General features: G+C 66.8%; 22 protein-coding genes. 16 read left to right on the top strand and 6 right to left on the bottom strand.

The features are described 5' to 3' along the window. Positions 1–5 precede the first annotated feature (5 nt). Positions 6–437: a hypothetical protein gene (locus tag BJY18_RS14955; RefSeq protein ID WP_184780560.1), complete on the top strand. Its 432-nt coding sequence runs from the start codon at positions 6–8 to the stop codon at positions 435–437. Here the strand turns inward: BJY18_RS14955 and BJY18_RS14950 are convergent. Then, positions 415–1254 (bottom strand): DegV family protein, encoded by an 840-nt coding sequence (locus BJY18_RS14950; protein WP_184780559.1) that lies wholly within the window; start codon positions 1252–1254, stop codon positions 415–417. The two genes, BJY18_RS14955 and BJY18_RS14950, sit on opposite strands and share 23 nt — an antisense overlap. A gap of 243 nt (positions 1255–1497) precedes the next feature. Here BJY18_RS14950 and BJY18_RS14945 point away from each other — a divergent pair, with 243 nt between their 5' ends. The 5 genes from BJY18_RS14945 to BJY18_RS14925 all read left to right on the top strand — a co-directional run bounded on the left by BJY18_RS14945 (position 1498) and on the right by BJY18_RS14925 (position 6360). After that, on the top strand, positions 1498–2283 hold the full coding sequence (locus BJY18_RS14945; RefSeq protein WP_184780558.1) for an electron transfer flavoprotein subunit beta/FixA family protein: 786 nt from the start codon (positions 1498–1500) through the stop codon (positions 2281–2283). Between the two features lie 27 nt (positions 2284–2310). Then, complete coding sequence (locus tag BJY18_RS14940) at positions 2311–3270, top strand: electron transfer flavoprotein subunit alpha/FixB family protein (protein ID WP_184780557.1); 960 nt, start codon at positions 2311–2313, stop codon at positions 3268–3270. A 198-nt stretch (positions 3271–3468) separates the two neighbouring features. Further along, entirely contained in the window at positions 3469–4251 is a 783-nt protein-coding gene (locus tag BJY18_RS14935; RefSeq protein WP_184780556.1) for a GNAT family N-acetyltransferase, read from the top strand. Next, the gene (locus tag BJY18_RS14930; RefSeq protein WP_184780555.1) at positions 4248–5261 is read left to right on the top strand and encodes a lysophospholipid acyltransferase family protein; all 1014 of its coding nucleotides are present in this window, start codon (positions 4248–4250) and stop codon (positions 5259–5261) included. Before BJY18_RS14935 ends, BJY18_RS14930 begins: the two co-directional genes overlap by 4 nt. Before the next feature lie 196 nt (positions 5262–5457). Continuing rightward, complete coding sequence (locus BJY18_RS14925) at positions 5458–6360, top strand: IS5 family transposase (RefSeq protein ID WP_184780554.1); 903 nt, start codon at positions 5458–5460, stop codon at positions 6358–6360. Positions 6361–6507: 147 nt separating this feature from the next. On the opposite strand, the gene BJY18_RS14920 is transcribed toward BJY18_RS14925, so the two are convergent. Further along, positions 6508–7767, bottom strand: coding sequence for an IS701 family transposase (locus BJY18_RS14920; protein ID WP_446680360.1), 1260 nt, complete (start codon positions 7765–7767; stop codon positions 6508–6510). A 675-nt stretch (positions 7768–8442) separates the two neighbouring features. Next, on the bottom strand, positions 8443–9348 hold the full coding sequence (locus BJY18_RS14915; protein WP_184780552.1) for an NADP-dependent oxidoreductase: 906 nt from the start codon (positions 9346–9348) through the stop codon (positions 8443–8445). Positions 9349–9504: 156 nt separating this feature from the next. Between BJY18_RS14915 and BJY18_RS14910 the strand changes: the two genes are divergently transcribed. The 4 genes from BJY18_RS14910 to mnmA all read left to right on the top strand — a co-directional run bounded on the left by BJY18_RS14910 (position 9505) and on the right by mnmA (position 14574). Then, positions 9505–10791, top strand: coding sequence for a helix-turn-helix transcriptional regulator (locus BJY18_RS14910; protein WP_184780551.1), 1287 nt, complete (start codon positions 9505–9507; stop codon positions 10789–10791). Positions 10792–10851: 60 nt separating this feature from the next. Then, on the top strand, positions 10852–12216 hold the full coding sequence (locus BJY18_RS14905) for an MFS transporter (RefSeq protein ID WP_184780550.1): 1365 nt from the start codon (positions 10852–10854) through the stop codon (positions 12214–12216). 63 nt (positions 12217–12279) lie between these two features. After that, a complete protein-coding gene (locus tag BJY18_RS14900) occupies positions 12280–13476 on the top strand; it encodes a cysteine desulfurase family protein (RefSeq protein WP_184780549.1) in 1197 nt (398 codons plus the stop codon). Positions 13477–13479: 3 nt separating this feature from the next. Beyond that, positions 13480–14574 carry a tRNA 2-thiouridine(34) synthase MnmA gene (gene mnmA / locus BJY18_RS14895; RefSeq protein WP_184780548.1) on the top strand — a complete coding sequence of 365 codons (1095 nt, stop codon included), beginning with the start codon at positions 13480–13482 and terminating at the stop codon, positions 14572–14574. 8 nt (positions 14575–14582) lie between these two features. Here mnmA and BJY18_RS14890 read toward each other — a convergent pair whose 3' ends face one another. Then, on the bottom strand, positions 14583–15674 hold the full coding sequence (locus BJY18_RS14890) for a DUF222 domain-containing protein (RefSeq protein ID WP_184784623.1): 1092 nt from the start codon (positions 15672–15674) through the stop codon (positions 14583–14585). Between the two features lie 21 nt (positions 15675–15695). On the opposite strand from BJY18_RS14890, the gene BJY18_RS14885 reads away from it, so the two are divergent. Beyond that, a complete protein-coding gene (locus BJY18_RS14885; protein WP_184776784.1) occupies positions 15696–16001 on the top strand; it encodes a transposase in 306 nt (101 codons plus the stop codon). A gap of 11 nt (positions 16002–16012) precedes the next feature. Beyond that, positions 16013–16891, top strand: a complete 879-nt coding sequence (locus tag BJY18_RS14880) for an IS3 family transposase (protein ID WP_184776787.1) — start codon at positions 16013–16015, stop codon at positions 16889–16891. 27 nt (positions 16892–16918) lie between these two features. Here the strand turns inward: BJY18_RS14880 and BJY18_RS14875 are convergent, their stop codons facing one another. Together BJY18_RS14875 and BJY18_RS14870 are read right to left on the bottom strand one after the other, a co-directional pair. Beyond that, on the bottom strand, positions 16919–17152 hold the full coding sequence (locus BJY18_RS14875; protein WP_184780547.1) for a hypothetical protein: 234 nt from the start codon (positions 17150–17152) through the stop codon (positions 16919–16921). A gap of 619 nt (positions 17153–17771) precedes the next feature. Then, entirely contained in the window at positions 17772–18815 is a 1044-nt protein-coding gene (locus tag BJY18_RS14870; RefSeq protein WP_184780546.1) for an MBL fold metallo-hydrolase, read from the bottom strand. Positions 18816–19596: 781 nt separating this feature from the next. Between BJY18_RS14870 and BJY18_RS14865 the strand changes: the two genes are divergently transcribed. The 4 genes from BJY18_RS14865 (at position 19597) to BJY18_RS14850 (ending at position 24088) form a co-directional block, all read left to right on the top strand. Further along, positions 19597–20631 (top strand): methionine synthase, encoded by a 1035-nt coding sequence (locus BJY18_RS14865; protein WP_184784622.1) that lies wholly within the window; start codon positions 19597–19599, stop codon positions 20629–20631. A 70-nt stretch (positions 20632–20701) separates the two neighbouring features. Next, positions 20702–21424 carry a hypothetical protein gene (locus tag BJY18_RS14860; RefSeq protein ID WP_184780545.1) on the top strand — a complete coding sequence of 241 codons (723 nt, stop codon included), beginning with the start codon at positions 20702–20704 and terminating at the stop codon, positions 21422–21424. Positions 21425–21435: 11 nt separating this feature from the next. Next, positions 21436–23601, top strand: a complete 2166-nt coding sequence (gene ligA / locus BJY18_RS14855) for an NAD-dependent DNA ligase LigA (RefSeq protein WP_184780544.1) — start codon at positions 21436–21438, stop codon at positions 23599–23601. Next, positions 23594–24088, top strand: coding sequence for a GNAT family N-acetyltransferase (locus BJY18_RS14850; protein WP_184780543.1), 495 nt, complete (start codon positions 23594–23596; stop codon positions 24086–24088). The genes ligA and BJY18_RS14850 overlap by 8 nt, the downstream gene beginning before the upstream one ends. Positions 24089–24588 lie beyond the last annotated feature (500 nt).

Genomic DNA, 24588 nt, shown 5'->3' with positions numbered 1-24588 from the left:
GCTGCATGCAACGGACAATCACGCGCGTCCTCCTGATCCTGTTCGGGCTCGCCGAAGCGGTGCAAGGAATCTGGGCAACAGCCATCCCGATGGGCTTCTACCTGGTCTTTCCCGGCTTCCGGAGCGGATGGGTGGCGATGGACGGCCCCTTCAACGAACACCTGATCCGCGACTTCGGGAGCCTCAGCCTGGCGCTCACCGCGGTGCTGATCGGCGCCGCCGTGATCGGTACCACAGCCGTCGCCCGGATGGCGTCAATCGCGGCGCTGCTGTTCTCCGTCCCGCACATCGGCTACCACCTCGGTCACCTGGCGCACTTCCCGGTGGCCGACCAGGTGCTCATCGTGGTGACGCTCGCGTTGACCGTGGTGGTCCCACTCGCGACGCTCGTCCTGCCGGGGCGACGCGAGGAGGTCAGTTCACCGGCGACACCGTGATGCTCAGCGCGCCGGGGCCGACGTGTGCGCCGATCACGGTGCTCGCATCGCCGACGAGGACGTCACCCGCTCCGGGGATACGTTCCTTCAGCCGCCGGACCACTTCGCGCTCGTCCGAGCCGAAGCGTGTCACGGCGAGATCGACCTGCTGGTCCCCGGCGGCTTTCGCGGCGAGGTCCACGAGCCGGTTCATCGCTCGTTTGGTGCCCGGAACGCGGGCGAGCGGGCTCACCTCGCCGTTGCGGACGGTGAGCAACGGCTTGATCGAGAGGGCACTGCCCAGCATCGACTGGGCGGCACCGATCCGTCCCGACCGCCGTAAGTATTCGAGGGTGTCCACGTAGATCAGTTCGGTGGACGCGCGGACGCGTCGTTCCGCGGCGTCGAGCACCCGGATGAGCTGACCGCCGGCGCCGGCCACGCGCGCGGCGGAAACCGCGGCGAAACCGAGGCTCATGCTGGACGTGCCGCTGTCGAGGATGTGCACCGGGATCCGGACCTGCTGCGCTGCCTCACGGGCGGATTGCACGGTGTCCGACAGCCGCCCGGAGATGTGCAGGCTGACGATCGCGGACGCGCCTGCGGACGCCGCGTCCTGATATGTCCAGAAGAAGGCACCGGGATCGGGAGGAGCCGTCGACACGGGTGTGCCGGCTTTCATGGCCTCGACGAGCCGACCACGGTCGAAGCGGTGCTCGTCGTCCGTCTGGTCTCCGACCTGGAGCTGGACCTGCACGACGCCGATTCTCCACTGGGTGGCGAGATGCGCGGGCAAGCACGAGGTCGAGTCGGTGACTACGGCGATGTGCGCGGACATGCTTTCGGAGGTTAATGCCTGACGGCCTACTGGCAGTAGGCGGCTGTTCCTCCGATCGGGCGAGAGGTCGTCTGGACGGGCTAACCGACCGAATACCAGGACGATGGTCCCAATAGATTGCACATCCAGGTGAATGCCGTCACCTCGGCGGGTCCTGGCGCCGGAATGCCCCTAATCTACCGGCCAGTAGAGCACTGTCCCGCGGCCGAGAGCCGGCCCCTACCGGGAGGTCGAAGAAGACCCATGACGAACATCGTTGTCCTGGTCAAGCAGGTACCGGACACTTACTCGGAGCGGAAGCTCTCCGGTTCCGACAACACGCTTGACCGCGAATCCGCCGACGCCGTGCTCGACGAGATCAACGAGAAGGCTGTCGAGGAAGCGCTCAAGATCAAGGAAGCCGGCGAGGGTGAGGTCACCGTGATCTCGGTCGGCCCGGACCGCGCGACCGACGCCATCCGCAAGGCTCTCTCGATGGGCGCCGACAAGGCGATCCACGTCTCGGACGAGGCGCTGCACGGCTCCGACGCGATCGCCACCGCCAAGGTGCTCGCGGCCGCCGTCGGCAAGGTCGAGAGCTACGACCTGGTCATCGCCGGCAACGAGGCGTCCGACGGCCGGGGTGCCGCGGTGCCCGCGATCGTCGCCGAACTGCTGGGCCTGCCGCAGCTGACCTACGTGCGTGAGCTGACTGTCGAGGGCTCGAACGTGAAGGCCGACCGCGAGACCGAGGACGGCATCACCCACCTCGAGGCGAATCTGCCGGCGCTGGTCAGCGTCAGCGAGAAGATCAACGAGCCGCGCTACCCGTCGTTCAAGGGCATCATGGCCGCGAAGAAGAAGCCGGTCGAGACGCTGACGGTCGCCGACCTGGGCATCGACGCGGGCGAGGTCGGACTCGGCAACGCCTGGTCGGCCGTCGTCGAATCCTCGCCGAAGCCGCCGCGCACCGCGGGCGAGAAGGTCGAGGACGAGGGCGACGGCGGCGGCAGGGCCGCCGAGTACCTGGTCGCGCAGAAGCTCATCTGAGACACGGTTTCGAGGAGGATTCCGGAAATGGCTGAAGTACTCGTCCTCGTCGACCACGTCGACGGTGATGTCAAGAAGGTCACGCTCGAGCTCCTGACCGCCGCTCGCGCGCTGGGTGAGCCCTCCGCCGTCGTGGTGGGCCCGGCCGGCACCGCGTCGAAGGCCAAGGACGCGCTCGCCGGCCACGGTGCGGCCAAGGTGTACGTCGCCGAAGGCGACGACGCGACCGGCTACCTGGTGACCCCGAAGGTCGACGTGCTGGCGAAGCTCGCTGAGCAGGCCTCGCCTGCCGCGGTGCTCGTCGCCGCCAGCGCCGAGGGCAAGGAGGTGGCCGCGCGCGTCGCGTTCCGTCTCGGGTCCGGTCTGCTCTACGACGCGGTCGGTGTGAACTCCGACGGTTCCGTGGACCAGTCCATCTTCGGTGGCGCGTTCTCGGTGAAGTCGAAGGCCGCCAAGGGCGTGCCGGTCGTCTCGGTCCGTCCCGGTGCGGTCGAGGCGGAGGCCGCGGACGGCGCCGCCGCCGAGGAGACCGTCGAAATCCCGGCGCAGGACGCGGCGAAGTCGGCCAAGGTCACCGGCATCGAGCCGGTGGTCGGTGGTGACCGGCCGGAGCTGACCGAGGCGTCGATCGTCGTCTCCGGTGGCCGTGGCGTCGGTTCGGCGGACAAGTTCGACGTCGTGGAGAAGCTGGCCGACTCGCTCGGTGCGGCCGTCGGCGCCTCGCGCGCGGCTGTCGACTCCGGCTACTACCCGGCCCAGTTCCAGGTGGGGCAGACCGGTAAGACGGTGTCGCCGCAGCTGTACATCGCGCTCGGCATCTCCGGCGCGATCCAGCACCGGGCCGGCATGCAGACGTCGAAGACGATCATCGCCGTCAACAAGGACGCGGAGGCGCCGATCTTCGAGATCGCCGACTTCGGTGTGGTCGGCGACCTGTTCAACGTCGCGCCGCAGCTGACCGAGGCGGTCGAGAAGCGCAAGGGCTGACGTTTCCCGCTCCGGAGGCCGCCGCGTACCTGCCGTACGCGGCGGCCTCCGGCGTTTCCGGATCTGGGAATTCCGGCGCGTTCCGAGGTCGTCGCGACCCTGAGAGAAGCCTGAGAACCGGCAATTAACTGAAAGTGCACTGAGCGGTCATCGATTGGCACTCTCCGCGGTTTCCCGGCGGCGGGTACACCTGTGACCATGACGTCGTCACAGCTCCTCGTCAGCACTGATCAGGCGGGTGCCGACCTCCCCGCGGACGCGCCGAAGTACTCGCTTCTCGTCGCACACGGCAATGACGAAGTGCTCGCCGCCCAGCGGTTGCGGCACCAGGTGTTCGCCGAGGAAATGGGCGCGCGGCTCGCTTCCCCGCACCCCGGTCTGGACGTCGACTACTTCGACGAGTTCTGCGACCACCTCGTGGTCCGTGACGACCGGACCGGCGAGATCGTCGGCTGTTACCGGATGCTGCCGCCGGACCGTGTCGCACAGGCCGGAAAGCTTTATTCCGACAGCGAATTCGATCTGACCGCGCTCGACAGCCTGCGCCCGTCACTCGTGGAGACCGGACGGTCTTGCGTACACCCGGAGCACCGCAGCGGTGCCGTCGTAAGCCTGGTGTGGGCCGGAATCGCGCGGTACATGCTGCTTTCCGGGCACCGCTATCTGGCCGGCTGCGCCTCGGTGCCGCTGAGTGACGGCGGCAGCTACGCCGCAGGTGTGTGGGATGTCTTGCGCAGCAAGCATTACGCCGACGAGTCACGCCGCGTTTCGCCGCTGCATCCGTGGGCGTGCGACGACGTCACCCGTCCCGACCGGGCGATCTTGCCGCCGCTGATCAAGGGCTACGTGCGGCTCGGTGCGAAGGTGCACGGCCCGCCGGCACTCGACGCGGACTTCGGCGTCGCGGACTTCTTCGTCCTGCTCGACCTGCACCAGGTCGACGAGCGTTACCTCAAGTTCTTTCTCGGAGTGCAGGTATGAGTCACGCCTGGATGCCGGCTTCCCCGTGCGGCGACGGCTGCCTCACCGAGGGTGCCCCGACGGTCGGCTTGCCGCGCAGGGTCCTGCGCTACTCGGCGGCGGCGTCCGTGGTCTTCGCTGCGTTGATGTCTGCACCGATGCTACTCGTCCTCGGCAGCAAATGGCGAGAACGGCTGGTCCGCACGGTTTTCCGGTCCGTGCTTCGCGCGTTCGGTGTCCGTCTGATCGTGCGAGGCGGCGACGATTTCCGTGCCGCGCCGGCCGGCCGCGGTGCCCTCGTGGTGAACAACCACATTTCGTGGCTCGATATCGTCGCCATCAATTCCTTGCGGCCGATGCGTGCGCTCGCCAAGGTCGAAATCGGCGCCTGGCCGGTCCTGGGCACCCTCGTCCGCCGCGGCGGCAGCATCTTCCTGGACCGCGATCGCCTCCGTACGCTGCCGGGCACGATGACCGAGCTGGCCGACGCCTTGCGCTCCGGCTCGCTGGTGAACGTCACGCCCGAAGGCACCACCTGGTGCGGTCTGGCCTCCGGCCGCTTCACCACGGCAACGTTCCAGGCCGCGATCGACGGCGGCGTGCCAGTCCGTCCGATCGCGCTGCGCTACCGCCTGTCCGACGGTCGCGAAACCAGCCGGCCGGCCTTCATCGGCCCGGAATCGCTCATCGCGTCCCTCCGCCGCGTCGCCGCGTTGCGCGGTCTGGTCCTGGAGGCGCACGTGTGCCCGGAGATCGCCCCGGGCCGGGCTGAGGACCGTCGATCCCTTGCCGCCCTGGCGGAGGCTTCGGTGCACTCAGCCCTCGGTACGGTCCGGATTCCGCCGCAACGCGGTCGCCGCCGGGTGACTGCCACCCGCGCTGCGTGCGACGCTGTCGCCGCCTCCGCCGGATACAACGTCGCGGCTCCGCTTGTGCGTGCGGCCGCCACCTCTTCCGGCCGCGACGCCGGCGCATCGCCTGGCCAGGAGCCGACCTCCTCGCCGGGGCACGGTGGCGCCATCTCCGCTTGAGTGCCGTACCGGAGCCTCCACGGAGATCAGCTGCTGAAGGACTTGCGCGCCTGATCTTGCCCCATTAGGAGATGTTTCGAAGTCGTGAGCAGCCGGTTTTCCGTGTGGTGCAGTGTGTCGGCGTGTCGTTGATGAAATAGGTGAGGTCTCCGGTAGATCGATCAACGACCAAGAAAATCGGAATACCGGAGACCTCGTGGCCAGCGTAACGGTCACCGGGCGGGCGGACTTGACCGACGCGCAGTGGGCCGTGCTGGAACCCATGCTGCCGGTCTGGAAGAAGCCTGGCCGGCCACCGCAGTGGACCAAACGGCAGCTCATCGACGGGATCCGCTGGCGGGTGCGGGCCGGCACGCCGTGGCGGGACGTGCCGCCCGCTTACGGGTCGTGGCAGGCGGTGTATGGGTTGTTTCGCCGGTGGCAACGTGTCGGCGCGTGGGCGATGATCCTGGCACTGTTGCAGGCTCGTGCCGATGCCTCGGGGTTGATCACCTGGGATGTCAGCGTCGACTCCACCGTCGCCCGCGCGCATCAGCACGCTGCCGGGGCGCGAAGGGATGGGGCTGCGCAGGCTGAACCGCCTGGCGGGGTTGGCGAACCCGAGCCTGCCGATCACGCGCTGGGGCGGTCACGGGGTGGCTGGACGACCAAGGTGCATCTGGCCACCGAGCAGGCGCAGAAGCCGCTCTCGCTGGTCCTGACCGCCGGGCAGCGCGGTGATTCGCCTCAGTTTCAGGTGGTGCTGGAGCGGATTCGAGTCGCGCGTGCCGACCGCGGCCGGCCTCGCACCCGCCCGGATCGCGTGTTGGCGGACAAGGCCTACGGGTCCCGGGTCAACCGTGGCTACCTGCGGAAACGGGGCATCCGATGCACCATCCCGGAAAAAGCAGACCAGATTCGCCATCGCAAGAACAAGGGCAGTGCCGGCGGCCGGCCACCAGCGTTCGACCCGAACATGTACAAGCAGCGCCACGCTGTGGAGTGCGGGATCAATCGCCTCAAGCGCAACCGGGCCGTGGCCACCAGGTACGACAAGCTCGCAGTTCGCTACGAAGCCACGGTCCACATCGCCGCGATCAACGAGTGGCTACGACTTTAAAACACTCCCTAGTAGTGCTTTGTTAGGTGCTGTTGAGTTGGGGTTTCTGTGGTGGTGTTCGGGGCTGGATGGGTTGTCGGCAGGTGTGGCAGGTGCCGGTCCAGGCCGCGAGCAGGGTCTGGAGTTCGCGCAGGACTGCGTAGAGGGTCAGGCCTGCGCAGGGGCTTTTGGGGTGCGGCGGAGCTGGGTGCAGATGGCCTGGGCGACGGCGGCGAGGGTGACGTGGCGGTGCCAGCCGAGCCAGGAGCGGCCTTCGAAGTGGTCCAGGCCGAGGCCGTCTTTGAGTTCGCGGTAGTCGTGTTCGATGCGCCAGCGGATTTTGGCCAGCCGGACCAGGTCCCGCAGTTTCGTGTCGGCAGGGAGGGTGGAGAGCCAGTAGTCGGTGGGCTCGGGTGCGCCGGGAGGCCACTCGGCCAGCAGCCAGCATTCGGGCAGGCTGCCGTCGCTGTCGCGGGGGATGTTGCGGTTAGCTGGGCGGATGCGCAGCGCGAGGAACCGGGAGCGCATGCTCGCGGTGGGGTTGCCGGGAGTCTTGCGTGATCCGTGTCGCCAGAGGACGTACCGGCCTGCTGATCGTCCGGCGGCCATCGCGAGGGATTTCAGGTCCTGTGGCGGGTCGGGGTAGCGCGGCTGTGGCGGGCGGCCGGTGCCCTTCCAGGCCGGGGTCACCGGCGCGGCCTCGGCGGGGTGGGCGGTCGCGGTCGGGCTGACGGCGAGGGCGTAGGTCAGGCCACGTTCGGTCAGGCCGAGCCGGAATTCGGTGGCGTCGCCGTAGCCGGCGTCGGCCACCACCGGCCGGCTCGGCAGTCCCCACTCACCGATGACCTCGTCGAGCATGTCCAGCGCCAGCCGCCACTTCTCCCGATGTCGCAGTTCGTCTGGGATCGCACTGCGTACCCGCCGACGCCGGATCTCGGCCGCGGCCCCGCCGTCGGTTGCTTTCTCGTCGTCCCAGGACTCGGGCAGGAACAGCCGCCAGTCGATCGCGGCCGAGGCCCAGTCGGTGACCGCGTGCACGCTCACCCCGACCTGGCAATTCCCCGTTTTGCCCAGCGCACCGCAATACATCCGCGCCACACCTGGGGAATCCTTGCCGTCCTTGGGAAACCCGGTGTCATCGATGACCAGGGCATCCGGGGCGATGAACTCCCCGGCCCATCCGGTCAGGCGTCGCCGGACCTCGACGTGTTCCCAGGTCGAGGTGGTGACGAACTGCTGCAACTGCTGATGATCGACCTCAAGCCGCTGCGCCATCGGCTGCATCGACTTGCGTTTGCCGTCCAGCATCAGCCCACGCAGATACAGCTCACCTTTCCCCCGCTGATCACGCCGCGCGAACCCACCGAACATCCGCTCAGCGAACTGTTCGATCACCGGACGAACCTCGTCCATCTCCTCCGAAAGCACCCGCACAGGAGATCACATCAACCACCTGACCAGCCACAACGACACACCTAACAAAGCACTACTAGGGCTCTGTCCCAAATCGGTCGCCACCAGGTTGTCGTCTTTCAGAGGCGACGCTCGTCTCGCGGCGGTAGCGCCGGGGCTTTCGGTGGTGACGCGCGCCGCCCAATGGCAACGCGCGCCTCTCGGCGGTAGCGGGGGGGGCTCGCGGTGGTGACGTGTGTCTTCCGGTGGCAACGCGCGCTTCTCGGCGGTAGCGCGGGGCCCGCAGTTGCAGCGTGCGTCTCCGAGTGGCAACGTCGAACTCTCGGTGGCAACGTGCGCATTCCAGTGGCAACGTGCGCCTTCCAGTGTTGGCGCCGGGGCTCCCGGGCGGCAACGCGCGTCTTCCAATGGCAGCGCGAGGGGCTCTGCCTACCGCAGCCCAGCGGCGACGCCGAAATCCAGCTGGTCTCGCCGCCGAGCGACGAGGTGACCTCCCTCCCGTGCCGCCATCGGGATGCGTCGCCGTCGAACGGCCACGGCGTCCTGGATACACTGCCTTCTGGTCGTCGCCGTTCAACGGCGACGACCAGAAGAGCTGGTCCGAGACGTCCGCTGGCTGGACCGCGCCCTGCCTGCCGTCGCCGTCGACGTGGCTCCCACCTCATTGGCAGCCGCACTCATCGCCCGTGGTCAGGAAACGGCGATCGTCAACTTGCCACCAGGATGCCCCTTCTCGCTCTCCACCTGAGCAGCTGCCGCTTCCTCCAACGGATAGCTGGTTCCCTGCGCGATCCGCAGGCCCCGCTTCACATAACCGAGGATTTCGTTCAGTACTTCGCGGCGATCCGCGTCCTCGCCTGCCGAGAACGGCAGCCCGAGCTGGAACGCCGCAGGATCGGCGACCGTCACCACCCGCTCGGTCGACCCGCGAAGCTCGACCGAAGCAGGCAGCACACCGTGGCCGGACGTGTCGAACACCGCGTCCACCGCCTGGCCCGCTGCCGCCTCGCGAACCCGTTCCGGCCAGCCGTCGCCATAGCGGACCGGGATCGCGCCGAGCGACTCGACTTCGTCGAGGTTGTGCTGCCCCGCCGTGCCGATCACGGTCGCGCCCAGTTCGACGGCTGCCTGCGTCGCGAATCGCCCGACTGCGCCGCTCGCGCCGTGAATGAGCAGCACTTCTCCAGCCTTCACGTCGAGCAGCCGGAGTACGCGCAACGCCGTTTCGCCTGCTACCGGCAACGCCGCAGCGTCGTCCCACGAGAGGTCCGCCGGTTTGCGGGTCACCGCGCTGGCCAGCGCGAACTCCGCGTAGGCGCCTTCGCTCGACCATCCGAAGACCTCGTCGCCGATGCTGAACTCCGCGCCATCACCGACCGCGTCGACCACTCCCGCGACCTCGTAGCCCGGAATCTGCGGGCCCTTCAGCGGCGTGCCGTCGGACATCACACCTTTGCGCACTTTCCAGTCGAGCGGGTTGACACCCGCGCGCCGGACAGCCACGCGTACTTCGCCAGCTCCGGGTTCGGGCACCGGGACCTCGGACAGTTGCAGAACTTCCGGTCCGCCGTACTCGGCAAACGTGATGGCTCGCATGTCGATTCGCACTCTCCTTCGCTGCGGGACGGGTCGTCCGCACGTCCTTCTTGGAAGCCAACCGCTGGACGCCGTATTCCGAACTATCCGGACGAGTGGTGCTCACTAGCCGAGAGAGCAGGACGTCCACCGGCACGCGCGCCTACTGTGGAATTCGTGGACGAAACCTGGTCCGACCCGAATTCCATGCTCGACGTCGTCGTGCGAGTCATGTCCGTGCCGCGGCCGCGAATGCTGCCGCAGTTTTCCCACGAGCTGGCGGTGTTGCTGCCACATCGCGCAGCCGTGATGCAGAGCGGGGACTGTCCGCGCTACCCCTTGAAGACTGTCGGAGATCAAGCTGTCACCGACGCTGTGACCAGCTCTGAACTCAACTACCTCGCCGACCAGGCGATCCCGGGCGAGGCAGTCGTTCTCGACGCTGCTTTCGGTGGTGCCGAATGTCGTCTCGTGCTCTTGTCGTCCCGGCCGGCCATCGGCAAGGGAGCGGTGCTCGCGCTGGTCCCCGAAGATCCCCATCCGGCTTCCGACGTGCTCGATCTCGCCGTCCGGTTGTGGCACCTGACCAGCCTCGACGCGGGGCAGCGTGCCAGCGAGCTGGAGCCTGACCTGATCGCCGGCAACCTTGCCGCGGCCACAGCGAGGGCCGAGGCGCTCACCGATCTCGGCCAAACGCACTCCGCGACACTCGTCGCGCTCCTTTCGGTGCTGCGTTCGGGCAAGCTCAGTGACGCTGTCGCCCGGCAGACTGCCACTGACCTGGCTGCACGCGCGCTGGTCGACCTCCGCGTGGTGACAGACCGTGCACAAGCCTTGTCGACAGAATCCGCTCGCGAAGCCTTCACCGTTCTGGCCGATCAGCTCGCGCCCGTCGTCGCGCACGTCGAGGCCTCCATCGAACTGGCCGGCCCGCACGACGATCGTCAGATGCACCAAGACATCGCGCATGCCGCGCGGCTGGTCAGTCGCGGCCTCGTTCTCGCTGCGCTCGATCGCCCCGGCACCACCCGCGTTCGCGTTTCGTGGCGCATCGACAAGGACGCCCTGCGCGTCACGGTCCGCGACGACGGACCGGAGGTGCCGAAGAACACCATCGACCCCCGTCTGGCCGAGCGCATGGCACCGCTGGGCGGACGCTGGGAAGTCGACTCCGTGCCCGGCTGGGGCACCACGGTGACCGCCACGCTGGTACTTGATGTCGCCGAGACGCCCGAACTGCACCCGCTCGATCGTCTCAACCCGCGGGAGCTGGAAGTGCTCACCGGTATCTCCGGAGGGCAGCGCAACCGGCAGATCGCCGAACGGCTCCAGCTGAGCGAGCACACCGTCAAATTCCATGTGCGGAACCTGCTCGAAAAGCTCGAAGTGCGGTCTCGTGGTGAGGCGGCGGCCCTTGCGCACCAGCTGCGGCTCGAATCTGTTCCCTCTCGACGAGTTGGATGACAGGTTCCTTACAGTCGAAAAGTTTGACCTCTACAGTGCTGGAGGTTGCAAGGTCGCGACATGACCCGGACTGTCGGAGCCCAGCCTCGTACCAGTGTCTTGTGGAGCCGGGAGCACCGGCTCGTGACCGTGGGCCTGCTGCTCGTGGTCACGCTGGTGGCGTTCGAGGGCATGGGCGTGGCGACCGCGATGCCCACGTTGGTGGCCGAGTTGCATGGCCTCGCGCTCTATTCCTGGCCGTTCACCACGTTCCTCGTGGTCAGCGTCGTCGCAACGGTGCTGTCCGGCCGGATAGGCGACCGCCGGGGCCCCAGGCCGGCTTTGCTGGTCGGTCCGGTGTTGTTCGCCGCGGGCCTGGTCGTCGCCGGAACGGCCGGCAGCATGCCGGTGCTCCTGGTGGGTCGCGCGCTCCAGGGTTTCGGCTCGGGCTTTCTGCTCGTGGCCGTGTCCTTGTTGATCGCACTGACCTTCACCGATCGGGAGCGACCGCTGATCTACGCCGCCAACGCCGCCGCATGGGTGCTGCCCGCGGTAGTCGGTCCGTCGGTGTCCGGCCTGGTCACGGTGACCATCGGGTGGCGCTGGGTGTTCCTCGGCCTGGTGCCGCTGGTGGCGCTCGGATTCGCCCTCCTGATCGTGGTCACCCGCCGCTTGCCCGCCCACGCCCCGCCGAAGTCGGGGCGTCGCGCCGGCGTTGTCGCAGCCGTGCTCGCCGCTCTGGGCGTGGCGGCCCTGAGCTGGGCCGCGCAGCACCCGTCACCGGCAGCGTTCGCGTACGGCGCGGCCGGTCTGGTGGTGCTCGCGGTTGCGCTGCGGAAACTCCTTCCCGCGGGCACGCTCACCTCCCGCCCTGGGCTTCCCACCGTGGTCGCGTCACGTGCCCTGTTGTCAGGCGCTTACGCCGGGATGGAGGCCTACTTGCCGTTGACCATGACCTCTGTCCACGGCTACAGCCCTGCCCTCGCCGGCCTGCCGCTGACCATCACGGCTTTCGGCTGGTCGGCCGGGTCGATGATCCAAGGTCGGTTTCTCGACTGGTCCCGGGAAGCTTCGTTGCGGACTGGCTTCGCGCTGGTCGCGGTCAGTGTGGCGGGCTTTGGTTTCGTCGCGCAGCCCTGGTTCCCCGGCTGGGTCGCGTGCGTGCTTTGCGCCGTGGGCGGTGCGGGGATGGGCGTCGCCATGCCCGCGATCTCGGTGCTCCTGCTCCGTTACTCGCCGGAAGGCGAACGCGGATTCAACACCTCCGCGATGCAGCTCGCCGACTGGGTCGGGTCCGCCCTGCTGATCGGCCTCGGCGGGGTTCTGCTGGCCGCGGTCGCGTCCGCGGCTCAGCCGGCCGCCGCGATGGGAACGCTCAGCGCGGTACTGGCCCTGCTCGCACTCGTCGGTGTTCGCCTCACGAGCAGGTGGCCGGGTCATGTGTGACAGGACCTTCCGGGCCCGGGGCGGGCTCCGTCACTGCCCGGAGCGGTCTACCCTGGTAGGGCGATGACCTATCTTGACCATGCGGCGACCACTCCGATGCTGCCCGAAGCCGTGGCAGCGATGACCGAGGCTTTGCCGACCGTTGGCAACGCCTCAGCGCTCCATTCCTCGGGCCGCCGCGCTCGCCGCGCCGTCGAGGAAGCGCGCGAAGTGATCGCAGCGGCGACGTGTGCCCGCCCCTCGGAAGTCATCTTCACCGGCGGTGGCACGGAGAGTGACAACCTCGCGGTCAAGGGCATCTACTGGGCCCGCAACGCCGAGGTTCCCGAGCGTCGCCGCATCCTGTGCAGCACGGTTGAGCACCACGCTGTCCTGGACACCGTCGAATGGCTCGAAGCGCACTCTGATGCCGAGGTCACCTGGCTCGAGGTCGACGCACAAGGCCGCGTCGCTCCTGAGACGCTTCGCGCCGCGATCGGCGCGCACCCGGAAACCGTTGCTCTCGCCACGGTGATGTGGGCGAACAACGAAGTCGGCACCATCAACCCGATCGCAGCCCTTGCCGCCGTCTGCAACGAGCACGGGATCCCGCTGCACACGGACGCGGTCCAGGCAATCGGTGCGATCCCGATCGACTTCGCCGCCAGCGGCGCCGCGGCTCTCACCTTGACCGGACACAAACTGGGCGGCCCTTACGGCGTCGGAGCTCTCCTCCTCGGCCGCGACACCGCTTGTGTCCCTGTCCTGCACGGCGGTGGCCAGGAACGCAGCGTCCGCTCCGGAACTCTCGACGTTCCCGCGATCGCCGGCTTCGCCGCGGCCGTTCATGCAAGTGTCAGCGTGCGCGCCGAGTATGCCGCTCGAATCGAGAAGCTGCGAGACCAACTCGTCGAAGCCGTTCTCCGCGAGGTACCCGACGCAATCCTGAATGGTCATCGCGGCGAACGCCTGCCCACCCACGCCCATTTCACTTTTCCCGGCTGCGCAGGTGACAGCCTGCTGATGCTCCTGGACGCCAAGGGCATCGAGTGCTCCACCGGTTCGGCATGCACAGCCGGGGTCGCGCAACCAAGCCATGTCCTGCTGGCGATGGGAGCGGACGCTGCAGCTGCGCGTGGTTCGCTCCGCTTCTCGCTCGGCCATACGTCCACGCTGGACGACGTGGACACGTTGACCCGCGAGATCGGCGGAGTGGTCGCCAGAGCTCGGCAAGCCGGCCTCGCGGGCATGCGCAAGCAGACACAGAAGCAAGAGGTATAGCTGATGCGAGTATTAGCCGCTATGAGCGGCGGTGTCGATTCCGCTGTCGCTGCGGCCCGGGCCGTGGATGCCGGGCACGAGGTCGTCGGCGTACATCTCGCTCTCTCCGCTCAGCCGGGCACTCTGCGGACAGGATCCCGCGGCTGCTGCACGATCGAGGACTCACACGACGCGCGGCGGGCCGCGGACGTTCTCGGGATTCCCTTCTACATCTGGGATTTCGCGGAGCGTTTCACCGAGGAAGTCGTCGAAACCTTCGTCGGTGAGTACGCAGCCGGACGCACGCCGAACCCATGTGTGACGTGCAACGAGAAGATCAAGTTCGAGGCGCTCTTAGAGAAGGCAATGGCTCTCGGCTTCGACGCGGTGGCCACTGGCCACTACGCACGTTTGGCCACCGTCAACGGTGAAGTGAAGTTGCGGCGGAGCGCGGACGAGGGCAAGGACCAGTCCTATGTACTGGCCTCGTTGACGCCCGAGCAACTCCGCCATGCGATGTTCCCCTTGGGTGACTCGTGGAAGTCGGAGGTTCGCGCGGAGGCTGAGCGGCGCGAGCTGTCCGTCGCGCGAAAGCCTGACAGCCACGACATCTGCTTCATTCCCGACGGCGACACCAAGAAGTTCCTGGAGAATCGCCTCGGGCAGCGCCCTGGTGATCTGGTCGACGCGGAGACCGGCGCGGTGCTCGGACACCACACAGGTGTGCACGGGTTCACCGTCGGACAGCGAAAGGGCCTTGGCATCGACGCGCCGGCCGTTGATGGGCGACCTCGGTATGTCCTTTCGCTCGAGCCGGTCTCCGGCACCGTCAAAGTCGGTTCTTCAACAGACCTCGGCGTGCACGCGATAGAAGCCGACCGGGCCATCTGGCCAGGGGGAAGCCCGCTGGAGGGGCCAACTGAGTGTACCGTACAGGTGCGCGCGCACGGAGGTATCGCCGAAGCGGTCGCCGAAGCCGGGGCGGATGGCCGGGTCGCTATCCACCTGCGAGAGCCACTGCGCGGGGTCGCGCCCGGACAGGTCGTCGTCCTTTACAGGCGAGACAACGAAGCCGGGGACCTCGTGCTGGGAAGCGCGAAAATCTCCAATACGAACTGAGGTGCAGGTTACGCGCCCAAACGCCTCTCGTCGGGTTGCTCTGGCCGGGGCCGTGGCTCGTGCAGTGGTGGCGGCATACTCTCGACCTTTTGGCCAGTTGGCGTGGTGATGGCGAGCCTGCCGCCACTCAGGACCTGGTACTCCCAATCGGCGCGGTTCTTCAGACGTCGGTGCCGGATGCAGTAGCTCAGCGTCGAGTCCGCCTCTGGGCGACCGGAGTCGGCGGGCTCGGTGACGCAGCTCAGCGCGGGTCTTGGGCAGCCGGGTTGCCGGCACACGTGGTCACGTACTCGCACGAACTCATCGACGTCGATACTGGGCCGGTATCGGAACTTGCCCACCTCGATGACTTGACCGGTCAGTGGGTCCGTGATGACTCGGCGCAGCGTGGTGTCCGGTCCAGTCGCGATGTGGCGCGCCAGTTCCGCAGGAACGTGGCCGTGGCCGACCAGGTCCGCGGGGCTTTCGTTGAGTCCGAGGTAGGTCTCAAGATCAAGGTACAGATAAACCTCGGTCTTCTCGGCGACGCCACCTTTCCCGCTGAGCAGGAGGTCAAGCGCGACGTCGGCGCGAAGCTGGTCGAGAGTGCGTTTGTCGTCGTCCGTCCGGAGTGAGCGAGCGATCCTGTCGACACGCAAGTAGGCAGCGGTTGCCTTGTCCGCAGAGGCGTTGTCCACGGACAGCTGCGATGTTCCTCCCGTCTGGTGATGAAGTACGACTCGGCGATCAGCGTGCCGCTGGGTCATCCGGTTTGTCGCTCCGGCTGGGTCGATCTTCATTGCGGCGTAAGAAGTTGCCTTGCGAATCTGAGTCGGGTTCTTGTCGGACACCCGGCTCTCGAGCAAGACGTCGACGAGTCGCGCGTGATGGTCGGACAGCCAACTGGTGCCATCCGAGACTTTCATCGCTCGATAGAGATCGAGTTGTCCCTCGTCCATCAGACGGAGAGTCCGTGGGAGACGACTGGTCAAGGCTTCGGCGGCGGAAACCATGGCGCCTGCCCGATTGTCCGTGATGTGCAGTGTGAGCGCGAGTTCAGATGCCAGTTCGCGCGCTGAGGTTCCCCCGCTTTGACGGAGAGCTCCAAGCCATGGTCCGATAGGGCCGGAAGGAGGACATCAGTGGCGGCACCGAAGAAGTACTCCGACGAGTTGCGGGCCCGGGCGGTCCGGCTGTACCGGGAGTCTGACCCGAAGCCGGTGATCCGGAAGCTGGCCGAGCAGCTCGGCGTGCATCACGAGGCGTTGCGGAACTGGATTCGCCAGGACGAGGCCGATCGTGGTGAGCGAGCCGACCGGCCGACCAGTGAGATGGTCGAGGAGAACAAGCAGCTGCGCAAGCGGGTCGCGGACCTGGAGCGGGTCAACGCCGTGCTGCGTGATGCGAGCGCGTATTTCGCCTCCGAGATCGGCCCGACCCGGAGGTGATGATGCGGTTCGTGCGTGAGCATCCGCAGCACCCGGTCGATCTCGTATTGCGGGTTTTGGGTATCGCGTCCTCGACCTTCTACGGATGGCTCAAGCAGGCGAAACAGCCCTCGGCGCGGCGGGTAGCCGACGATGGTCTGGTGGCTGAGATCGTCGATATTCACACCTGCTCGGGCGGTACCTATGGCTCGCCGCGGGTGCACGCGATGTTGCGCCGCCGAGGCATCCAGGTGGGTCGTAAACGTGTCGAGCGGCTGATGCGGCGTGCCGGGTTGCAAGGCGCGTTCCTGCGCAAGAAGTGGCGAACCGGGTCTACTCGGCAGGATCCGCGGGCCACGCCGGCGCCGGACCTGGTCAACCGGGACTTCACCGCGGTCGAGCCGAACCGGTTGTGGGTAGCTGACGCTACCCGGATTGTGACTGGTCAGGGCGTGTTGTGGCTCGCTGCGGTCCGCGATGCGTTCTCCAACCGGATCGTGGGCTGGAAGTGCTCGGATCGCTGCGACACCGAGCTGGTGCTGGGCGCGTTGGAGTATGCGGTGTGGTCGCGGCAGGTCCGGGAAGGCCAGCTGATCCATCATTCGGACAGGGGATCGACCTACACGGCGTTTCGGTTCTCGAACCGGTTGGCGGACAACGGGATCGTACAATCGATGGGCTCGGTCGGTGACAGTTACGACAATGCGTTGATGGAGAACTTCTTCTCCACGCTCAAGACCGAGCTGGTCTACCGGAACAGTTGGCGGACAAGGGAAGAAGCCGAGAACGCCCTGTTCGCCTACATTGATGGCTGGTACAACACCCAGCGGATCCAGAAGAAGCTGGACTGGCACTCGCCCACCGAGTACGAGGCCAGCTACCATCAACCGGCCCCCGCCGGAACCAGATAATCCGCTCTCCGGCCAAGCGGGGGAACCTCACGCGTCAGATCTTCGTCTTCGCAGCCCTGCCAAGCAGTGCAGCTGGAGCGCTTGCATCCGGGCGATCTCGATGTTTGCTGCCTTGATCACGTCCATGAGCTTTTCTGGCTGCAGGCGCTCGAAAAGTCCGAGGTCCGCTTGCATTGCGCGGAGAACAAACGCCAAGTCGGCGGTCTCGTTGGGGATCTTGGGGGCGTCAGCCGGCGTCGCCGGCGATGTCGAGTTGTCCATGACCGTCACGATACGCATCCGGGTGCGCACAGGCAGAAAATTCATGTGCGATGGGGACTTTCGCTCCGCTCTGCCTGGCAACGAAGCCAGGGTTCTGGCACGGTTGGAACCGACGGCAGCTCGCAGTAGAGCTTTGTACGATGCTGAGAGGGGAACAGATGCGAGGTTCGAACCTGTTTGAGAGCAAGAAAACTAGGCCGCTCGCGAAGGCGGTGTGCGGTAATTTGCTTTGCGTTCTAAAGGTTCTGGGTCAAGAAGCAACTCCGGTTTCGTGATTTGTTGGCGCTCACCAGGTCAATCTGCTTCTCGTCGCTTTCGTCCGGTGGTCGGGGTGCGCTCCGATTGCTTCGGGCGTGTTCGCGGAGAGCGTATCGCCCGCCGAAACATGTCGGCTGTAATATCGTCACTGTCGGCCAGTGTGACTGCCGCGGACCGCTGATTCGGATGGTTGTCGATGGCCTCCGAAGTGAGGCCCTCGGCCGAACCAGTTGTCGTGGCATGTTGAGTCTCACCGGGCGGGCTCACGATCGATCGCCTCGACGTGGGTTGACCGGCCCCCGTAGGACGGGTTCGATTGCAAATAGACTGGTAATCCACGAACAGACGGCTGTGAAGACAGCTACGTCGCCTTGTAGTGGCGAACGCCGTCGATCTCGTCGACTAAGAGTCTGCCCTGCGAAGCCAAGACATCCAGGTGCGCGCCGGTCTCCAGGACCGCGAGCATCTGGTTGAATGCGTCCATTTCAGACAGTTTTCGTTCTCGACGCGTCCAGCTCATGCGAGTCGCGGCCTGGAACGCGGTGCTCGCACCGGAAACCACTTGAGCAGTCATCGTTTCCAGGCGCTGCGCATGGTGTTCGAGGAGTTCGTCGATCCGGGCGTGCACGCTGTCGGTGACCGGACCGTGTGCAGGAAGCATTCGCTGATCCGGCATCTCACGGACCAGGCGCAGTGAGTCGAGATAGTCGCTGAGGGGCAACTTGGTGGGAACCGGTTGAAAACCGATCGACGGAGTAATGTGCGGGAGGACGTGGTCGCCGGAGAAGAGAAGGCCGGCAGCGTCGTCGAGGAAGACGACGTGGCCGTTCGTGTGGCCAGGCGTGTGGATAACGTCGAACTCTCGGCCAGGCAGCACGACTCGGCGTCCTGAGGACAACCACTCGTCGGGATCTTCCCAGAGATGTGCTTCGGTATGGCGAGGGCTCTCCCCGAACATCCGGCTGAGGGCGGTGATGACTTCGTCGCCACCGCTCTGGCGAAGCAGGCCGATCTGGGCATGCATCGGAAAGCGTTCCGGCTCAGAGGACGCCTTCAGCGACGGCTCCTCAAGCTTGCCGAGAGCGACCTTGGTCCCGAATTCACGCCGAAGAGCGACTGCCTGGGTGTAGTGATCGCGGTGCACGTGGGTGACGAGGAACTCCCGGATGTCACCGAGCTCCGCACCGATGCCCTGCAGCGCGTCAGCCAATAGCCGGCGGGCCTCGTCGAGAGCCCAGCCGGAGTCGACCAGGACGAGGTGCGAGCCGTCTGTCACGGCATAAACGTTGACGGCACGCAACGCGTCGTTCGGCAATGGCAACGGTATCCGGTAGACCCCAGCAGCTACCTCGTAGATGCCGGGTTCGGCCCAGTTCGAGTTGCTGCCATCGGGCAACGGCTCCACGGCGACCTCCGTCCAGGCGGGACTGCTATGTCCCAAACTTTTCTTACATTGAGGCGTATTCACGTCGGTGTCCACCTGACCGGCGTGAGACCCCGATCACGTACTGGGTCTGGCCCCGGGCTCGAACGTGGTGGTGTCGATGACGAGCCGGGTCGCGAGAGCGGTGCTGAAGAGAGGTTCGAGCGCTGGTCCGGGATCTCGACGTAGGTGTAGCCGCAGAAAGACGAAAGCTCCGCCGGCGACCGGGCTGACGCGAGCGATCTCGGTGCGAGCTGGCACCTGACCAGCGTATGCACCGTTCTGACTGTCCGCGTGGACGGTGGCGATCGGCCGACCGTGGGCGATGGGAGTCAAGCGACCGTCCGGCTGTGTCTCGGGTGCGCTGTGACGGATGATGACCAGCAGCGGGCCAGTGAAAGTGCGCACCCGACGGCATTCGCCGCTTGGCGGCGGGAGCGCGACGTTCGCCGTCTTGCGGCTACGTCGGCGCGGCTGGTCTTCGAAAAGTGGCTCCCGGGCGGCGGGCCGGTGCCGACAACAGGAGGCGGACAAGCTCACGCCAAGGCATCACGGCTGTCAGAGCAAGAGCTACACCTACTGCCATCATCACCAGCCCACCACCAGCCGAGCCGGTTTCGCCACCTCGCAGGCAGTGCAGACAGCGGGATTGGTGCAGTCGAAAGAGCGGGCGGCCAACGTCCGACCCTGGTGGAATCCCGGCCGCATGAGGCCGCCAGGGGTGGTTCGGCGCGCACTCGCCCGTTCGGCGACAATCCAGCTTGTGACTGAACGAGCTTGGCCTGCTGGCGTGGCCACCGCTATCGGCTCCATGCCGGGGGTCGATCCGGTGGAGGCGGCTGCTGTCGTCTTCGGGGAGCTGCCGGACTTTCCACACATGCCCGAGCTGCCGGCCCGTGGTGTCGGCGCGGACACCATCGGCCGCACGGCCGCACTCCTGGTCGACCTCGCCGTCGAGGTCGTGCCGAGTGGATATCGCATGACCGGGCGGCCAGGGCACGATCATCGACGTGCACTCGACCTGCTGCGATGGGACCTCGACGCCGTACAGCAAGCCAGAGAGAACGCAGGCAGCCCGCCGGTCCTCAAGATTCAGCTCGCCGGTCCGTGGACGCTCGGGGCAGGGATCGAGCTTGCGCGAGGGCACCGAGTGCTCACCGATCGGGGGGCGTTGCGCGATGTCACAGCTTCGCTGCTCGACGGCCTCGTCCAGCATGTCGAGGAGCTGACAACCCGGATCGGCGCGCCCATCGTGGTCCAGCTCGACGAGCCGTCGCTGCCGGCCGTCCTCGGGGGACGGCTGCCTACGCCGTCGGGGTACGGCAACGTCCCGGCTGTTCCCGAGCCCGAGGTTCGTGAGCTGCTGACCACGACGATCGACCGTATCGGCGGACTCACCGGCCAACCTGTTGTCGTGCACTGCTGCGCTCCGCGTCCGCCGATCGGCCTGCTGCGTTCAGCCGGTGCCGGTGGAGTCGCCTTCGACGTCAGTCAGCTCAGCGAGGCGCCCGCAGCGCTGCTCGACGAAATCGGTGAAACCTGGGACAGCGGTACGTCGCTCTTCCTGGGGCTTGTGCCGGCTACGAATTCGGCGAAGGCGCCGTCGCTGAAGGACCTCGCGATGCCCGCGCTCAATCTGGTCGACCGGCTGGGATTCAATCGCTCCATCCTCGCCGAACAGGCTGTGCCGACGCCCGCCTGTGGCCTGGCGGGTGCCACGAACGAGTGGATGCGTCGCGCCCTCGCTCTCAGTCGTGACCTGGGAAAAGCCTTTCTGGAGCCACCCGAGAACTGGTGATCCGCCGACCCTCCCGTCGCGGTGCGCGTACCGTGGCGGGAGGGAGAGGAACGAGGGGGAGTTTCGAGTCATGGGTCTTTTTCGCCGTCGTCGTCCGGGGTCCGACTCCGGGACAGCAGCCGACGTCATGCCGTCTGATCCGCGCACGCCTTGGCCCGACCAGCCGGTGCCTTCGGACGTCACGGCTGCCGCGGATGCGTTCTGGACAGGCTGGGACGAGTTGCTTCCAGAAGTCAGCTCGGCGCTCGGCGATCGAGAACCACATCGGGTGGAGCACGACCTGTGCATGCTGGTGGAGGCGTTGCACCCGCGGTTGCACTTCTCGCTGGAGCGCGGGCGCCAGGCGATCTACGCGTTCGTCCTCAGCGGCCAGGAAGATCCAGAGCTGCGGCCGTACACCGACGCCTGGAAGGCCGGCGCGCCGCCGGACGACGCGATCTGGGAGTACCACGATTCCGTACCGCCGGTTCCCGATCCGACCGAGGTGACGGTGAATTTCGGCGAGCACCGGGTCCGCCTCGCCGACGTCCGGGTCGTAGCCCAGGTGGACGAGGACGTGGTCGATGTGGCCGTGCACCACCCGGTGTTCTCGGACCTGGAAGAGGCAGCCCGTACTGCGCTGACCTTCCTCCCGCTCGACGCCACGCTGGGCGAACGGGTCGCCGCTGAGCGGCTACGCCGGGTCGAAACGGCCGAAACCGAGCCGGAGGGCGCTGTCGGCTTGCTGGAGTTCCGGGAACTGGTCCGCACGCTGCCGGAGCGACCGGACGAAAGTGTCGGTGCCTCCGACTAGGCTCACCACCTGTGAGCAGCACCGACCTTCCCCAGGATCCGGCGGCCACCGAGGCCGCACAGGACGTGACCGATGTGGCGGCCGACGCCCGCGAGCGCCACGGCGCCCTCGCCGAGGAAATCCGCGGCCACCAGTTCCGGTACTACGTGCTGGACTCGCCGATCATCTCCGACGGTCAGTTCGACGCGCTTCTCGCCGAGCTGCAGGCCATCGAGAACGACTACCCGGCGCTGGTCACCCCGGATTCGCCGACGCAGAACGTCGGCGGCACGTTCTCCACCGAGTTCACCGCGTACGACCACCTCGAACGCATGCTGAGCCTGGACAACGTCTTCGACGAGGACGAGTTCCGGACCTGGGTGGAGCGGGTCGAGAAAGAAATCGGGTCCACCGAGTACCTGGCCGAGCTGAAGATCGACGGACTCGCCATCAACCTGCTGTACGAGAACGGCAAGCTCACCCGAGGTCTCACCCGCGGCGACGGCCGCACCGGCGAGGACGTCACGCTCAACATCCGCACCCTGGAGCAGGTGCCCGACCGGCTGACCAGGACTGACGACTTTCCGGTGCCCAAGCTCGTCGAGGTGCGTGGCGAGGTCTACTTTCGCGTCGAGGACTTCCTGGATCTCAACGCGAAGATGGTCGAAGCCGGTAAACCGCCGTACGCGAATCCGCGGAACACAGCCGCCGGCTCGTTGCGGCAGAAGGATCCGAAGATCACGAAACAACGCAGGCTGCGCCTGATCTGCCACGGTCTCGGCAAGCGCGAGGGCTTCGAACCCGTCACGCAGTCCCACGCCTACGACGCGCTGGCGGCCTGGGGTCTTCCGGTTTCGCCGCACACCCGTGTTCTGCACACGGCGAAGGAGCTCACCGACCACATCACCTATTGGGGTGAACATCGGCACGATGCCGAGCACGAGATCGACGGCGTCGTCATCAAAGTCGACCAAGTGGCCCTGCAACGTCGTCTCGGCAGCACTTCGCGGGCACCTCGATGGGCGATCGCCTACAAGTACCCACCGGAAGAGGCGATCACCACGCTGCTCGACATCCAGGTCGGGGTCGGACGTACCGGCCGCGTGACGCCGTTCGCGGTCACCGAGCCGGTGAAGGTTGCCGGGTCCACGGTCGCGCGCGCGACCCTGCACAACCAAGAAGAGGTCAAGCGCAAGGGCGTGCTGATCGGCGACCGCATCGTGATTCGCAAAGCGGGAGACGTGATTCCCGAGGTGCTCGGTCCGGTCGTCGACGTGCGCACGGGGGACGAACGCGAGTTCGTCATGCCGACGCGTTGCCCGGAATGCGGCACGGAACTGGCCTATCAGAAGGAGGGCGACAAGGACATCCGTTGCCCCAATACGCGGTTCTGCCCCGCGCAGCTGCGGGAACGGTTGTTCCACCTTGCCGGTCGTGGTGCGTTCGACATCGAGGTGCTCGGTTATGAAGCTGCGGTCGCGTTGCTCGACGCGCGCGTGGTCGCCGACGAGGGCGACGTGTTCGATCTCAGCGAAGAGTCGCTCGCCGAGGTGGAGTTGTTCCGCACCAAGGCGGGGGACCTTTCGGCGAATGCCCGCAAGCTGCTGTCGAATCTCGATTCGGCCAAGAACCGTCCGCTGTGGAAGGTGATCGTCGCGCTGTCGATCCGGCACGTCGGACCCACCGCGGCGCAGGCGCTGGCCCGGGAATTCGGCTCGGTGCAGCGGGTCGAGGAGGCGAGCGAGGAAGAGCTGGCGGAGATCGACGGCGTCGGGCCGACCATCGCGCACGCCGTGCAAGAGTGGTTCGACGTCGGCTGGCACCGGGAGATCGTCGAAAAATGGCGACGCGCCGGTGTCCGGATGGAAGAGGAGCGTGACGACTCGGTACCTCGGCATCTGGAGGGACTGTCGATTGTCGTCACCGGCTCGCTCGAGGGATTTTCCCGCGATGAGGCGAAAGAAGTCATCCTGGCCCGCGGCGGCAAGGCGGCCGGATCGGTGTCCAAGAAGACGGCGTTCGTGGTGGTCGGCGACTCTCCGGGGTCGAAGTACGACAAGGCTGTACAGCTGAAGGTACCCATCCTGGACGAGAGCGGGTTCCGGGTGCTGCTGGAGCGCGGACCCGACGCAGCCGCGGGGGTGGCGCTCGACACGGGCGTGGACGAGGAACCGAAAACCGAGGAGGACGATGGCTGAGTTCCGGATCCGGCCGGCGCGGGTGGCGGAGTTCGCGGCGATCGGCGAGGTGACGGCAGAGGCGTACCGGCGCGACGGGTTCTTCGAGGTCGATACTGGGTATGAAGCGGTGCTGCGGAGTGTCGCCCACCGAGCCGAACATGCCGAGTTGATGGTGGCTGTTGAAGCGGATAGCCGAGTGCTCGGGTCGGTCACCGTGGTGCTGCCGGGCAGCGAGTACGCGGAAATCTCCGGACCCGGAGAGCTGGAATTCCGGATGCTGGCAGTGGCCGGCGAGGCACGCGGCCGTGGCATCGGGGATGCGCTCACCCGGGCGGTGCTGGACCGTGGTCGCGAGCTCGGGCTGGGAAAAGTTGTGCTGAGCAGTCTCGACCAGATGCGAACGGCACACCGGCTCTACGAGCGAATCGGCTTCAGCCGGCTGCCGGAGCGGGACTGGAGCCCGCATCCGGGGGTCAGGCTCGTTGCGTACGAGTACGACCTGTAAACGGGGTTTCTCGCAGGTCAAGGGGTGTTGCCAGTTTTCGGCAACGGCCGGCGGAGTGTTCTCGGAGCACGTTCTCGCCACCGGTCGGCCACGATCGGCCGGTTGGTCGGCCGGTCGCTGGGTCTCGGGTCTGCTGACTGGCGGCAAACTCGGGCGCTTGCGGCCGCTCTTGCCGCTCGTGTGGCAACCGGCTCCGCGACGGCTGCGTGCCGCCGGTTGCCGATCGGTGGCGAGAGGCAGGTCAGCGGTGGCTTCCTGCCGCGAGCTGTCGATTGGCGGTGAGAGGCAGGTCAGTGATGGCTGCGTGCCGCGAATTGTCGATTGACGGCGAAGGACGATCAGCGGCAGGACAGGTCAGCGGCAGCTTGTCGCTGGTGCCTCACTCAATTTGTCGACCGCACTGGTCGCGGCGGCGGTCGAGCCGGTCGGGTTCGCCGTCTCGGGGTGACGCGGGTAATTGCCGTGCCGTAACAACGTCGCTGTAGGTGGTCCCGGCGCGA

The organism is Amycolatopsis jiangsuensis (genome assembly GCF_014204865.1).
GTDB lineage: Bacteria > Actinomycetota > Actinomycetes > Mycobacteriales > Pseudonocardiaceae > Amycolatopsis > Amycolatopsis jiangsuensis.
The sequence above is the reverse complement of the archived record's forward strand: the minus strand, read 5'-3'. Positions and strand labels throughout refer to the sequence as shown.